Here is a 12,689-nt window from a genome sequence, read left to right as displayed (position 1 = left end):
GCCCGGCTGGCGGCAATGTGCGTTCTTCCTATTCGGCCGGGTGCGGCTGGTGATCGTCCCCGGTATGGGCCTGCGCGGGGGCCTTTGGCCCATGCTCGGTGGGGTCGTATGTCAGGAGCGACTTGCGCAGCTTCGGTCCGACCCTCTTTTCGAAACCATCGGCGAGGCTGAAGGCTGCCGGCACGATGACAAGGGTGAGCAAGGTGGATAGCACCAGGCCCCCGATCACGGTGACGCCCATCGGCGCACGGAACGCGCCGTCACCCGAGAGGGAGAGGGCGGTGGGCACCATGCCGGCGGTCATCGCCACTGTGGTCATGACGATGGGCTGGGCGCGCTTGTGGCCTGCGTCCATGATCGCAGTCAGCTTGTCGACGCCCTTGGCCATCTCCTCGATCGCGAAGTCGATCAGCAGGATGGAGTTCTTGGCGACGATGCCCAGCAGCATCAGGATGCCGATGTAGACCGGCATCGAGATCGGCTGGCCCCACGCGGTCAGCGCCAGCATACCCCCCAGCGGTGCGAGCAGCAGCGACGCCATGTTCACCAGAGGCGAGACGAAGCGCTTGTACAGCAGCACCAGCACCGCGAAGACGAGGAAGATGCCGCTGACCACCGCGATGATGAAGTTGCTGATCATCTCGGCCTGCCACTTATCCTCGCCCACGGGTGCGTTGGAGACGCCGGCGGGAAGGTTCTTCATGATCGGCAGTTGCTGGATCGCGGCCATCGCTGGGCCCTTGATCTGGCCCTGACCAAGGTCAGCGCCCACGAAGATGCGGCGCGATTGGTTGTAGCGCTGGATTTGCGTGGGACCGGCGCCGAAGCGGATTTCGGCCACGCGGCTGAGCGGCACCGAGCCGCCGCTCGCGGTGGCGACCGGGAGGTTCTCGATGGTCGAGAATTCACGGCGCGAGGTGCGGTCGAGGATCACCCGGATCGGAATCTGGCGATCCGAGAGCGAGAACTTGGCGGTGTTCTGGTCGATCTCGCCCATTGTCGCGATGCGGATCGTCTGGCTCAGCGCGCCGGTGGTCACGCCAAGCTGGGCGGCCAGGTCAAGGCGGGGGACGATGACCAGTTCGGGGCGCTGCAGGTCGGCCGCGATACGCGGGGCGACAATGCCGGGAATTGCGCGCATCTGTTCGACCAGGGTCTGGGCGGTCTTGTTGAGCAGCTCCGAATCGCTGCCCGACAGCATGACCGAAATATCGCGCCCGCTGCCGAAGCCGCCGGATTGGGTGGCAAAAGTGACGCGCGCATCGGCGATGCCCTGAAGCGTGGGGGCAAGGCGGCGCTCGAACTCGATGCTGGTGGCTTTACGCTCGTTCGCCGGCTTGAGAGCGATGTGAAGGTTCGCCGAGCCTTCGCCGGCAAATTCGAGTACCCGCTCAACCTCGGGCTGCTTTTCGAGCAGCTTCGTGACGCGGCCGGCAACTTCCTCGCTCTGTTCAAGGGTTGTGCCGGGCACCATCTCGATCTTGACCTGGCTGGTGTCGTCGTTGGTGTTCGGCTGGAACTGCTGAGGCAGACCGGCGAGCAGCGCGAAGGTAACGACCAATGCGTAGATACTGGCGCAGAAGGCGTAGAACCTGTGGTCATGCATGCGCGAGATCACGCGGTCGGTGAAATACCGATACCACCGGCCCAGCGCGCCCAGGGCGCCAGCAATCGTGCGCAGCAGCCAGCCCAGCGTCCAGATTGCCGCGGGAATGCCGAGTGGGGCGAGGACAGCGGCCAGGACGAAGGCCGCCTTGGCTAGGCCGATCTTGGCAAGGCCCCCCTGCAGCGCCGAGAACAGCAGGACGGCAAGGCCGAGGCCCGCACCGATAAGCAGGGCGAATGCCAGCGTCGCTATGACCACATACCACCAGGCACGCGGCTGCGGCACCAGCGCTGCCTTGCGGCGGTGCGCGTCGCGGCTGTCGAGCGTCCAGGCGAGGACCTTCATGTAGAAGTCCATCGCCTTGCCGCCGCCATGTTCGGCATGGCCGTGCGACTTGAGGAAATAGGCGGCGACCATCGGGGTGATGATGCGCGCGACGGCCAGGCTCATCAGCACTGCCGCGACGACGGTGAGGCCGAAAGCCTTGAAGAACTGGCCGGGAATTCCGGGCATCAGGCCCACCGGCAGGAAGACCGCGACGATCGAGAATGTGGTCGCCACGACAGCGAGGCCGATCTCGTCCGCGGCGTCGATCGAGGCCTGATAGGCGGATTTGCCCATGCGCATATGGCGCACGATGTTCTCGATTTCGACGATGGCATCGTCGACCAGCACCCCCGCGACAAGGCTGAGGGCCAGCAGCGACAGGAAGTTCAGCGAGAAGCCGAGCATGTCCATGAACCAGAAGGTCGGGATCGCGGAAAGCGGGATGGCCAGCGCCGAGATCATCGTCGCGCGCCAGTCGCGAAGGAACAGGTAGACGATCACGATCGCCAGCACCGCGCCCTCGACCAGCGCCTCCATCGAACTGGTGTACTGGCCGCGCGTATAGGTCACTTGGCTAAACAGCCGAGTGATGTGGATATCGGGGTGGGCCTTGCGGATGACGTCGAGCTTCTTCTCGGCCTCGTCGTAGACCGAAACGTCGGAAGCGCCGCGTGCGCGTTCGAATCCGAAGGTCACCACTTCGCGGCCGCCAACGCGGGCAATGTCGGTACGGTCGGAATAGCCGTCAGATACGCTGGCGATGTCGGCCAGTTTGACCTGGCGGCCGCCGCCCAGGTTGATGCGGGTCTGCGACAGGGCATAGGCATCCTGCGCATTTCCCAGCACCCGGACTGACTGGCGCGATCCGGCGATTTCCGCCTGGCCGCCCGCCGCGTCGACGTTGACCTGACGCAGCACGTTGTTGAGGTCGTTCGCGCTGACGCCCAGCGAGATCATCCGGGCTGGGTCGACCACGACGCGGATCTCGCGGGTGACGCCGCCGTCCCGGCTTACCGTGGCCATGCCCGGGACCGAAAGCAGCGATTTGGAGATGGTGTCGTCGACGAACCAGCTCAGCTGCTCGATCGTCATGTCGTCGGCCGCGACCGCGAAATAGGCGAGGCTGCCGCCGCCGCCGGCCTCGACTTTGGACACCTGCGGTTCGAGGATGCCGTCGGGCAGTTCTCCGCGCACCTGGTCGACCGCGTTCTTGACCTGCTGGGTCGCAACGTCGGCATTGGTGCCGACCGAGAAGAAAACGAGGGTGGTTGAGCGTCCTTCGGACGCGGTCGACTGGATTTCCTCGACGCCGGGGATGGAGCGCACCGCGCCCTCGACGATCTGGGTGATCTGCGTCTCGATCTCGGTAGGCGCTGCGCCCGGCTGCGAGACCGCGACGTGAACACCGGGGAACTCGATGTCCGGCATGTTGTTCACGTCCATCCGATTGAACGAGACGATGCCCGCGATCATCAGGCCGATGAAGAAAACGATGGGAATGATCGGATTGCGGATCGACCAGGCCGACATGTTACGCATGGCTGAGGGTCCGTCCGTTACTTGGCGGTGGCGGAAACGAGCCGGGTCTTGACCTTGTCCCCGTCGTTGAGGAACCCGCCGGCGCGCAGCACGACCTTTTCGGTGCCGGTCAGCCCGGACGGGACGGTGATTCCATTGGCGGTGACCAGTCCGGTCTTGACCGGGCGGCGGTGGACTTTGCCGGTATCGTCGACGACGTAGACGAACGAGCCCTTGGCATCGCTCTGAATCGCGGATTCGGGTAGCATCGGCGCCACTACCGCGCCGCTTTCGATCACGGCGCTGGCAAAGCCGCCGGGCCGCAGCGCGGCGTCGTAGGGGAGGGCGATGCGGGCAGTACCCTGACGGGTGGTGGTGTCGATCACCGGGGAAAGCTGCCAGACCTGGCCCGTGAAGGTGCGGCCTGAGCCGACCGGCGTCACCTTGGCCTCCACACCTACCGACAGGGAAGAAAGATCGGCTTCGGAAAGGTTGGCGAGCAGTTCCATCTCGCCGCCCTTGGCAAGGCTGAACAGGACGCCGGTGCCGCCGCCGACGACCTGTCCGAGCTCGACGTTACGCTCAAGGACGAGGCCGGCAGCGGGCGCGACGATGTCGAGGCGGGCGTTCTGAGCGCGGAGCTGGCCGAGCGTTGCGCGTGCGACGCCGACCCGTGCCACGGCTGCATCGCGTGTGGCGGTAAGCTGGTCGATATCGGCCTTGGAGATGAACCCGCGGTCGACAAGCTTGAGGCCGCGATCGAGGTTCGACTGGGCGATGCGGGCATCGGCCGCGGCGACCTGGATCTGGGCGGACTGGCTGGCTGCCGCCTGTGACTGCACCGAGCGATCGATGACGGCGAGAACTTGGCCCTGCTTGACCCAATCCCCCGCTTCGACGCGGATTTCGCGCACTTCGCCGCCTTCACCTACTGAGCCGACCGGCATCGTCCGGCGCGCGGCCAGCGAGCCGGTGGCGCTGATCTCTCCGGCGACTGTAGACCGGCCGGGCACGACGACCGTGACCACGGGAACCTGCGCGGCGTCCTTGCCGGCTTCGCTCACGCCCTTGTCGCCGTCATGGACCACGAACCAGATGCCCACGACGAGCATGGCCACGACGATCGCGACTAGCCAGATCCAGCGGCGCGAGCGGCGATCCTGTTCGGTGTCGCCGGTCAGCGGGTTGTGGCCCGCCTCATAGGTTTCGGGTTCCCCGGCGGTCATCTGGCCGGGCTCAATCCTGCTGTCGTAGTTCATCTGGTCACCGCAAGCACCACACGCGCGTCTTGGGCGGCGTGCTTTCCCCCGCCACACGGCTTCCCGGCCCTTTTGGGGGGCACGCTGCCGACGTGGCTCAAATCCGCTTGTTTCATATACCTGCGCAAACAGCGAGGCAATCTTCAGTGGGATCGCGGTCGACTTGCATCGACGAACGACTTCATCACGGCAAGTTTGGGCAAGAGTGTTATATTATTGCGCAAAAATACAAAAAGGCGACCGTGAAGCCTTGTTCACGGTCGCCTTTTGAGTGTTGCCGGACTTGCCGGACGCGGTCAGTACTTCTGCTGGCGCTCGTAAAGATCGCGATAGTGTTGGATTCGGGTCACACGAAGGCCCTGCATGCCCGAGCGATCGACAGCCCGCTGCCACGAGGCGAACTCTTCAAGCGTGAGATGATAGCGTTCGCACACATCGTCGATCGACAGCAGGCCGCCATTTACAGCCGCGACGACTTCCGCCTTGCGGCGGACGACCCAACGCGTGGTGTTGGCGGGCGGAAGGGAATCGACAGTCAGCGGTTCGCCAAGGGGGCCGATTACCTGGGCCGGACGGATTTTTTGGTTCTCGATCATATCACCCTCGCTCGCCGTTATCGTTCGCGTCGGCGGCAGTGCTGGTAGTGCCATCCGCGGGCTTGCCATTGCTTGAACCATCAAGGTTAACGGGCCTTAACGATGTCTGATAGGTTGTCAGCCTGTTGGCGGCATAGCCGTCGAAGCTACCCCGCAGATGTAGCCGTGACGCGGCTGAATCCGTTGTCATCACGGCAAGCGTGTCGCGTGATGCGAAGAGGCGCGAACGCAGCGCCTGCCAATCTATGTGTGCAAGATCGGCAGGGAACTGGAGATCGACGAACTCGTCACCAGCGCGACCCTGCGCATCCCCTGTGTTCGGGGCTAAATGGTTACGTGCGATATTCATGAGGCTGACTATAGACCATGCTTGGTCAAGGGATCGTAAAGGCGTCTTTTACCCTCTGTTCACCATTGACCTTGTGGATGCCCGAGCCGGCGGAAATCCGGTGCCATCAAGGCGCAGGTAGGAAATCGGCGCATTTGCCTGTAAGGGGCGCGGGTGATGACTGTGCTTCCCGAGCTTCTTTCCGGCCTCGATGCCGCTGAACTGTTCCAGCTTTCCGGCCCACTTGCGCAGCGCAAGATCGTGGTCGCCATGTCCGGCGGGGTCGACAGTTCGGTCGTTGCCGCGCTTGCCGCTGCCAGCGGGGCCGAAGTTATCGGCGTCACGCTCCAGCTTTACGACTACGGCGCTGCGACGGGCCGCAAGGGCGCCTGCTGCGCCGGCGACGATATCCGCGACGCGCGCGCTGTGGCCGATCGCCTGGGCATCGCCCACTACGTATTCGACCATGAAAGCGCCTTCCGCGAGGAAGTGGTCGAGCGTTTCGCCGACGATTACCTCAATGGCCGTACCCCGATCCCCTGCATCCGCTGCAACATGGGTCCAAAATTCACCGATCTGCTGGCGATGGCGCGCGAACTGGGCGCAGACTGCCTTGCCACCGGCCACTACGTCCGCCGCGAGATGGGTCCGGCGGGCGCAGAGCTGCACCGCGCTTTCGATCCCGCGCGCGACCAGAGTTATTTCCTCTACGGCACCACCGAGGCGCAGCTCGATTTCCTTCGCTTTCCGCTGGGCGGTCTGCCCAAGAGCGAAACGCGACGGATTGCCGAGGCGGCGGGCCTGAGGAATGCCGCCAAACCCGACAGCCAGGACATCTGCTTCGTGCCCGACGGCGATTACGCCAAGATCGTGCGCGCTGTGCGCCCCGAAGGCGAAGCGCCCGGCGAGATCGTCCATGCTGAGACCGGCGACGTGTTGGGCAGCCATCGCGGCGTGATCCACTACACGGTCGGTCAGCGCCGGGGTCTGGAGATCGGCGGCCAGCCCGAGCCGCTCTACGTTACTGGTATCGACGCTGAAACGCGCCGAGTGCGAGTCGGCCCGCGCCGCCTTCTCGCCACCGGCTCGGCCCGGGTGGTGGAGACGAACCGCATCGGTCCGCTGCCGCATGGTCCGCTGACCGCGAAGGTCCGTTCACTGGCAAAGCCGGTGCCGGTCACGCTGGAAGGTCCGCTGGGCGAGAGCGCCGGGGTGACGATTCGGTTCGAGAACCCTGAATACGGCGTCGCGCCCGGCCAGGCAGCGGTTATCTACGCAGGTGAGCGAGTAGTCGGTGGCGGCTGGATCGATTCGACGGAGAGTGCCGTTTCGGCAGCAGCCTGATCCATAGCTCGCCATGACGGCGCGGTGCGCGGGGTCAGTCCTGCCACGGTTCCAGCTGGCAGCCGCGACTCTCTTGGAAATCGGCGTTCTGGCTTGCCAGCAGCGGGACCGAACCGGTGATCGCCTGCTTGCCCGCGTCTTCCGAAAGCGAAACCCGGCGCGCGATACCGCCGAGGCCCGCAACCTTGAGGTCGGCCTCGCAGGCGGCCAGCGGGCGCTTCGAGACGTAGCGGCACACACAGCCCACTCGCGCTCCGTAAGCGGCGCCGACCAGTGCTTCTTCGCGCAGGCCTTGCCACGCCCAGGTCAGCCAACCAGCCAGAACCAGTATCACCAGCAGGATCAGGTTGCGGCGCCACCGCGAGGGCTGCCGGATCGGATGGGACGCCCAGGGGTCGGGAGTACCAACCTTGTCCCCCGCTGCGGATTTCCCGCCTGTTGCCATTCTTCAGCGCCTCGCACATCACACCGCGCGTCATGCCGGTGCGCCGCCTCCCCCTTATCCTCGCCCTACGCGCGCTGCCAGCCCTTGCCCTGCTGGCAGGCTGTGGACAGTCCGCGCCCGAGGGGCCGCCGCCGCCAAGCGCCAGGTCGCAGGCCGCCATCAGCGATGACGGCGGCGCCCCGCGCGAGGCGTTGGGCCGTGCGATCGACACGATTTTCGATGATGAGGCGGTAGGCCGCACCGACGCTCTGGTCGTGATGAAGCGCGGCGCCGTGATCGCCGAACGCTACGGCGACGACATCAAGCCCGAAACTCGCCTGCCCGGCTGGGGTGTGGGCCAGTGCGTCACGGCGCTGATGATCGGCCAGCTGGTCAGCGACGGCCGGTTGCGCCTGAACGAATCGGCCCCAGTGCCTGAATGGCAGCGCCCGGGCGACCCGCGCGGCGCGGTGACTCTCAAGCAACTGCTCCAGATGCGCTCGGGCCTGCGTCACGACGAATCGGCGGTTGCCGGTACCGGTATGCTCGAACGCGAATCGGACCGGATGCGAATGCTCTTCCTTGATGGGCGCGACGACATGGCCTCCTACGCCGAGGCGCAGCCGCTTGAGGCTCCGGCCGGCAAGGTGTTCGAGCATTCCTCGGCCAGCGCGGTGATTCTGTCAGACCTCGCGGCGCGGGTGCTCTCGCCCGACCACGATCCGGGGCGGCGGCGTCAGGCGGTGAGCGATTATCTCAAGAACCGCGTGCTGCTGCCGATCGGCATGGGCTCGACGATTGTGAGCTATGACCGGGCCGGGACGATGATCGGCTCCGGCATGATCGCCTCTTCCGCGCGCGACTGGGCGAAGCTGGGCGAATTCCTGCGTCATAATGGCTCGGTTGGGGGCGCGCAGATCCTGCCGCGCCGTTGGATCCAATTCATGCTGGAGCCGTCCCCGCGTGAGCCGGGCTACGGCGCGGGCGTATGGCTGAACCGCGCTGCAGCGGGGGAGGGGGCCAAGCTCTATCCCGGTACGGCGCCGAAGAACGTGTTCGGGTGCGTGGGCGAATATGGCCAGTACGTGATCGGCTCGCCCGACCAGTTGTTGACCATCGTGCGCATCGGCCATAGCGACGCCGCGCAAGAGCGGGAGGTCCACGATCGTCTCGGCTCGCTGCTTGCACTTTTTCCAGGCGGCAAGAGCTGAGAAACTCTGTCGTCCCGGACGTGATCCGGGACGACGTGCCTATCAGACCGTGAAGCTTTCGCCGCAACCGCAGGCGCCCTTGGCGTTGGGGTTGTCGAAGACGAAACCGGCGGTGAAGTCGTCTTCCTTCCAGTCCATCACGCTGCCGATCAGGTACAGGACGGAGGCGCTATCTATGTAGAAAGTGCCGCCGGGCGTCACGATCTTCTCGTCGAACTTTGCCTCTTCGCTCACATAGTCGACCGAGTAGGCAAGGCCCGAACAGCCCCGGCGCGGGGTGGACAGTTTGACGCCGATCGAACCCTCGGGTGCCTCGCCCATGAGCTTGGTGATACGGGCCTCGGCGTTGGCCGTCAGGATTACGGCGGCAGGGCGCACCCGTGCGGTTGTCGTGGTCATAGTTTCTTTTCCCAGAACAGCGCGGTCCCAGACTGCGGGTCCAGCGCATAGTCTCCATAGCCAAGGGCTGCGTAAAGCCCCTTTGCGGGCGCATTACCGCTCAGCACTTCGAGGGTGATCTTGCAGGCGCCGCGCGTTTTCGCCTCCGCCTCGACCGCCAGCATTAGCGCGCGGCCTACGCCCCGACCGCGCTGACCGGGCAGTACCGCCATGTCGTGAATGTTCACGAGCGGGCGGGCCGCGAAAGTGGAGAAGCCAGTGATGCAGTTGGCCAACCCCACCGCTTCCTCGCCGGCAAAGGCGAGTAGCGAGAAGGCGCCGGGATGCGCGGCAAGCCCGGGAACCAGCCTTGCGCGCACGTTGTCGGTAAGCCCCTGCCCGCCGCCCATCGGATCGCGGGCATAACTGTCCAGCAGAGCGACCACACGCGCGGCATCGGCCGCATCGGTATAGTCGGCAAGGCGTACAGCCACTTTGGCGGTCACAGTAGGGGCGAGCAGGCCGCTCACAGCATTCCCAGTTCCAGCTTGGCCTCGTCGGTCATCTTGGCCATGTCCCATGGCGGATCCCAGACGAGGTTAACTTCGCAGTCGCGCACGCCGGGCACCGCCGCGACGCGCATTTCCACTTCGCCCGGCATCGATTCGGCGACCGGACAATTCGGCGTGGTCAGCGTCATCTGCACCATGACCGAAGCCTCTGGCGAAACGTCGACGCCGTAGATCAGGCCCAGATCGTAGATATTGACCGGGATTTCCGGGTCGAAAATCTCCTTGAGCGCGAAGATCACGCCTTCGTAGATCGCGCCGCCGGGACCGGACGGGTCAGCGGCAAGCGGCTTTTCGGCAAGGAAGCCGTCGAGATAATCGCGCTTGCGCTCCAGCTTTTCTCCCGCGCTTTCGGCAGGCGGGGTCACGTCGTCGACGCGAGCGCGCGGCGGGGGCGGCGCGGCATCGATTTCCTCAACGCGGAAAGAGGGGGTCTCGTCACTCATCCGAAAATTCTCCGTGTGCGCTCGATTCCCTTCAGGAGCGCCTCGATATCGCCTTCGTCGCTGTAGAGACCAAAGCTGGCCCGTGCCGTTGCCGGCACGCCCAGATGCTCCATCAGCGGCTGTGCGCAGTGGTGTCCGGCGCGGATCGCCACGCCTTCCTCGTCCAATATGGTGCCGAGGTCGTGCGGATGCACCCCGTCGAGCGCAAAACTGACGATGCCAAGGCCATTTTCCGGCCCGAACAGGGTCACGTCGTTGCGCTTGCGCAATTCAACACGCAGCAGGGCGGCAAGGTCGCGCTCATGGCGTTCGGCGCGGTCGAGGCCGATGTCCGAAAGCCAGTCCATCGCCGTCGCCATGCCCAGCGCCTCGATGATGTTGGGCGTGCCGGCTTCGAAGCGCTGCGGCGCAGGAGCGTAAGTGGTCTTCTCGAAGGTCACGCGGTCGATCATCGCGCCGCCGCCCTGCCAGGGCTGCATGCTATCGAGGATCTCCTTACGCGCCCACAGCACGCCGATCCCGGTAGGACCATAGAGCTTGTGCGCCGAGAAGGCGTAGAAGTCGCAACCGAACGCCGCCATGTCGAGCGCCAGGCGCGGGGCAGCCTGGCAGCCGTCGATCAGCAGCTTGGCGCCGACCGCATGGGCCAGCCTGGCCGCATGTTCCACGTGGAGCACCGAGCCAAGCACGTTGGACACATGCGCGAAGGCGACCAGCTTATGGGCCGGGGTCAGGATGCGTTCGGCGGCTTCAAGGTCGATCTGGCCATCGTCGGTCAGCGGGCAGACGTCGATCTCGACGCCGGTTTTGTCCCGCAGCATCTGCCAGGGCACGATGTTGGAGTGATGCTCCAGCACCGAGAGCAGGATGCGGTCGCCGGCCTTGAGATTGGCCGCGCCCCAGGTCTGGGCGACGAGGTTGATCGATTCGGTGGCGCCGCGCGTGTAGACGATCTCGTCCTCATGCGCGTTCATGAAGGCGGCGACGCGGCGGCGGGCCGCCTCGAACGCCAGCGTCATGTCGGCAGAGCGGGCGTAGACGCCGCGGTGCACCGTCGCATAGTCATCGCCCATCGCGCGCACGGTAGCCTCGATCACGGCGAGGGGCTTCTGCGCGGTGGCGGCGGTGTCGAGATAGTGCCAGTCGCCTGCCAATCCAGGGAACTGATCCTTGATGACAAGGGTGTCCGTGGTCACAGTATGGCCTCCAGCCGCGCCAGTGCCGCCTCGCTCAGCGTCTCTTCGCCGGGCGCGCCGGTGAAGGCTTCCGCGATGAAGGCCTGAAGCATCAGGCGCTTGGCCTGCGGCGGAGTGAGCCCGCGCGACATCAGGTAGAACAGGCCCTGCGCATCGAGTTCGCCCACCGCGCAGCCATGCGCGGCCTTGACGTCGTCGGCGTAGATTTCCAGCTCCGGGCGGGCATTGGCGGTGGCGGTGCGTTCCAGAAGCATGGCGCGCACCGATTGCTCGGCGTCGGTGCCATCGGCCCCGCGCTCCACCGCGATACGGCCCAGGTACGTGCCGACCGACGCGCCCGCCAGGACGGTGCGGATGATCTGCGCGGACGTCGCGTTCAGCCCAGCGTGCGTCACTTGCGTGACGACTTCCAGCGTTTCGCTGCCGGTTGCCAGTTGCGCCGCGCCCAGCGTGAAGTCGGCATCTTCTCCCAGCTTCACGTCGACGGCGATGCGGCCATAGGCCGGCCCGGCAGTCAGCACGCGAAGGTCGAACTTCGCGCCCTTGCCCAGCGTGATCGCGACATGGCGCGCCACCGCGCCGGCGCCGGTCTCGACGATTTCCAGCGCGCCTTCAGCATCGGCCGCGACCTCGATCTCCTCGGTCACGATCGGCCAGACGGAGCGCAGTGCCTCGATGTCCGAGTAGCGGAAGTCTTCGTCCTTGCGGGTGGGCAGGGTCAGTTCGAGGGTCATGCGGCGGTCTCTTGCACCACCGCCTCGTAGCCTTCTTCCTCAAGGCGCAGGGCAAGGTCGGCGCCGCCCGACTTGACGATGCGGCCCGCCGCCAGAACGTGCACGAAGTCCGGCTTCACGTAGTCCAGCAGGCGCTGGTAATGGGTGATGAGCAGCACGGCCTTGTCGCTCTTGCGCATGATGGCGTTGATGCCTTCGCCGCAGACGCGCAGGGCGTCGATGTCGAGACCGGAGTCGGTTTCGTCCAGGATCGCCAGCTTTGGGTCGAGGATACCCATCTGGACCATCTCGGCGCGCTTTTTTTCGCCGCCGGAGAACCCGACGTTCACCGGGCGCTTGAGCATGTCCATATCCATGCGCAGCAGTCCGGCCTTTTCACGCGCCAGCTTGAGGAATTCGCCGCCCGAAAGCGGGGCCTCTCCGCGGCTCTTGCGCTGGGCGTTGGCCGATTCGCGCAGGAACTGCACAAAGGAGACGCCGGGAATCTCTACCGGGTACTGGAAGCCCAGGAACAGGCCGGCGGCGGCGCGCTCGTGCGGGGCCAGTTCGAACAGGTCCTGACCGTTGAAGGTGGCGCTGCCGCCGGTCACTTCATAGCCCGGACGGCCGCCGAGGGTGTAGCCCAGCGTCGACTTGCCGGCGCCGTTCGGGCCCATGATCGCGTGAATCTCGCCCGCGTTGATGGTGAGCGAGAGACCCTTGAGGATCGGCTTGTCGGCGACGGTCGCCTGCAGATTGTTGATTTCGAGCATG

Annotated in this window: 13 protein-coding genes; 2 read left to right on the top strand and 11 right to left on the bottom strand. The window is 65.5% G+C overall.

Features of this window, described 5'->3' with window-relative positions:
* Nucleotides 1-28: 28 nt before the first annotated feature.
* The 4 genes from V474_RS18170 to V474_RS25725 all read right to left on the bottom strand — a co-directional run bounded on the left by V474_RS18170 (nucleotide 29) and on the right by V474_RS25725 (nucleotide 5,655).
* A complete protein-coding gene (locus V474_RS18170) occupies nucleotides 29-3,472 on the bottom strand; it encodes an efflux RND transporter permease subunit (RefSeq protein ID WP_059152811.1) in 3,444 nt (1,147 codons plus the stop codon).
* A gap of 17 nt (nucleotides 3,473-3,489) precedes the next feature.
* Nucleotides 3,490-4,710: an efflux RND transporter periplasmic adaptor subunit gene (locus tag V474_RS18165; RefSeq protein WP_059152810.1), complete on the bottom strand. Its 1,221-nt coding sequence runs from the start codon at nucleotides 4,708-4,710 to the stop codon at nucleotides 3,490-3,492.
* 296 nt (nucleotides 4,711-5,006) lie between these two features.
* A complete protein-coding gene (gene sciP, locus V474_RS18160) occupies nucleotides 5,007-5,306 on the bottom strand; it encodes a CtrA inhibitor SciP (RefSeq protein WP_043974112.1) in 300 nt (99 codons plus the stop codon).
* A 1-nt stretch (nucleotide 5,307) separates the two neighbouring features.
* Nucleotides 5,308-5,655, bottom strand: a complete 348-nt coding sequence (locus V474_RS25725) for a hypothetical protein (RefSeq protein ID WP_148649454.1) — start codon at nucleotides 5,653-5,655, stop codon at nucleotides 5,308-5,310.
* Nucleotides 5,656-5,811: 156 nt separating this feature from the next.
* Here V474_RS25725 and mnmA point away from each other — a divergent pair, with 156 nt between their 5' ends.
* A complete protein-coding gene (mnmA, locus tag V474_RS18155) occupies nucleotides 5,812-6,978 on the top strand; it encodes a tRNA 2-thiouridine(34) synthase MnmA (RefSeq protein ID WP_059152809.1) in 1,167 nt (388 codons plus the stop codon).
* 34 nt (nucleotides 6,979-7,012) lie between these two features.
* On the opposite strand, the gene V474_RS18150 is transcribed toward mnmA, so the two are convergent.
* Complete coding sequence (locus tag V474_RS18150; RefSeq protein ID WP_201786064.1) at nucleotides 7,013-7,423, bottom strand: hypothetical protein; 411 nt, start codon at nucleotides 7,421-7,423, stop codon at nucleotides 7,013-7,015.
* 32 nt (nucleotides 7,424-7,455) lie between these two features.
* On the opposite strand from V474_RS18150, the gene V474_RS18145 reads away from it, so the two are divergent.
* On the top strand, nucleotides 7,456-8,613 hold the full coding sequence (locus tag V474_RS18145) for a serine hydrolase domain-containing protein (protein ID WP_059152808.1): 1,158 nt from the start codon (nucleotides 7,456-7,458) through the stop codon (nucleotides 8,611-8,613).
* Nucleotides 8,614-8,655: 42 nt separating this feature from the next.
* Here the strand turns inward: V474_RS18145 and V474_RS18140 are convergent, their stop codons facing one another.
* The 6 genes from V474_RS18140 to sufC are packed head-to-tail and all read right to left on the bottom strand — an operon-like array spanning nucleotide 8,656 to nucleotide 12,688.
* Nucleotides 8,656-9,012: a HesB/IscA family protein gene (locus V474_RS18140; protein WP_043974103.1), complete on the bottom strand. Its 357-nt coding sequence runs from the start codon at nucleotides 9,010-9,012 to the stop codon at nucleotides 8,656-8,658.
* A complete protein-coding gene (locus V474_RS18135) occupies nucleotides 9,009-9,521 on the bottom strand; it encodes a GNAT family N-acetyltransferase (RefSeq protein ID WP_059152807.1) in 513 nt (170 codons plus the stop codon). The genes V474_RS18140 and V474_RS18135 overlap by 4 nt, the downstream gene beginning before the upstream one ends.
* Nucleotides 9,518-10,006: an SUF system Fe-S cluster assembly protein gene (locus V474_RS18130; RefSeq protein ID WP_059152806.1), complete on the bottom strand. Its 489-nt coding sequence runs from the start codon at nucleotides 10,004-10,006 to the stop codon at nucleotides 9,518-9,520. Before V474_RS18130 ends, V474_RS18135 begins: the two co-directional genes overlap by 4 nt.
* Nucleotides 10,003-11,202 (bottom strand): aminotransferase class V-fold PLP-dependent enzyme, encoded by a 1,200-nt coding sequence (locus tag V474_RS18125; protein ID WP_059152805.1) that lies wholly within the window; start codon nucleotides 11,200-11,202, stop codon nucleotides 10,003-10,005. Before V474_RS18125 ends, V474_RS18130 begins: the two co-directional genes overlap by 4 nt.
* On the bottom strand, nucleotides 11,199-11,936 hold the full coding sequence (locus V474_RS18120; RefSeq protein ID WP_059152804.1) for a SufD family Fe-S cluster assembly protein: 738 nt from the start codon (nucleotides 11,934-11,936) through the stop codon (nucleotides 11,199-11,201). Before V474_RS18120 ends, V474_RS18125 begins: the two co-directional genes overlap by 4 nt.
* Nucleotides 11,933-12,688 (bottom strand): Fe-S cluster assembly ATPase SufC, encoded by a 756-nt coding sequence (gene sufC / locus V474_RS18115; RefSeq protein WP_059152803.1) that lies wholly within the window; start codon nucleotides 12,686-12,688, stop codon nucleotides 11,933-11,935. The genes V474_RS18120 and sufC overlap by 4 nt, the downstream gene beginning before the upstream one ends.
* Nucleotide 12,689: the final 1 nt, after the last annotated feature.

Source organism: Novosphingobium barchaimii LL02 (assembly GCF_001046635.1).
GTDB classification, from domain to species: Bacteria; Pseudomonadota; Alphaproteobacteria; order Sphingomonadales; family Sphingomonadaceae; genus Novosphingobium; species Novosphingobium barchaimii.
The sequence above is the reverse complement of the archived record's forward strand: the minus strand, read 5'-3'. Positions and strand labels throughout refer to the sequence as shown.

Coding starts and splice junctions, on each gene's coding strand:
- V474_RS18170 (WP_059152811.1), bottom strand. CDS start 3,472: ATGCGTAACATGTCGGCCTGGTCGATCCGCAATCCGATCATTCCCATC.
- V474_RS18165 (WP_059152810.1), bottom strand. CDS start 4,710: ATGAACTACGACAGCAGGATTGAGCCCGGCCAGATGACCGCCGGGGAA.
- sciP (WP_043974112.1), bottom strand. CDS start 5,306: ATGATCGAGAACCAAAAAATCCGTCCGGCCCAGGTAATCGGCCCCCTT.
- V474_RS25725 (WP_148649454.1), bottom strand. CDS start 5,655: ATGAATATCGCACGTAACCATTTAGCCCCGAACACAGGGGATGCGCAG.
- mnmA (WP_059152809.1), top strand. CDS start 5,812: ATGACTGTGCTTCCCGAGCTTCTTTCCGGCCTCGATGCCGCTGAACTG.
- V474_RS18150 (WP_201786064.1), bottom strand. CDS start 7,423: ATGGCAACAGGCGGGAAATCCGCAGCGGGGGACAAGGTTGGTACTCCC.
- V474_RS18145 (WP_059152808.1), top strand. CDS start 7,456: ATGCCGGTGCGCCGCCTCCCCCTTATCCTCGCCCTACGCGCGCTGCCA.
- V474_RS18140 (WP_043974103.1), bottom strand. CDS start 9,012: ATGACCACGACAACCGCACGGGTGCGCCCTGCCGCCGTAATCCTGACG.
- V474_RS18130 (WP_059152806.1), bottom strand. CDS start 10,006: ATGAGTGACGAGACCCCCTCTTTCCGCGTTGAGGAAATCGATGCCGCG.
- V474_RS18120 (WP_059152804.1), bottom strand. CDS start 11,936: ATGACCCTCGAACTGACCCTGCCCACCCGCAAGGACGAAGACTTCCGC.
- sufC (WP_059152803.1), bottom strand. CDS start 12,688: ATGCTCGAAATCAACAATCTGCAGGCGACCGTCGCCGACAAGCCGATC.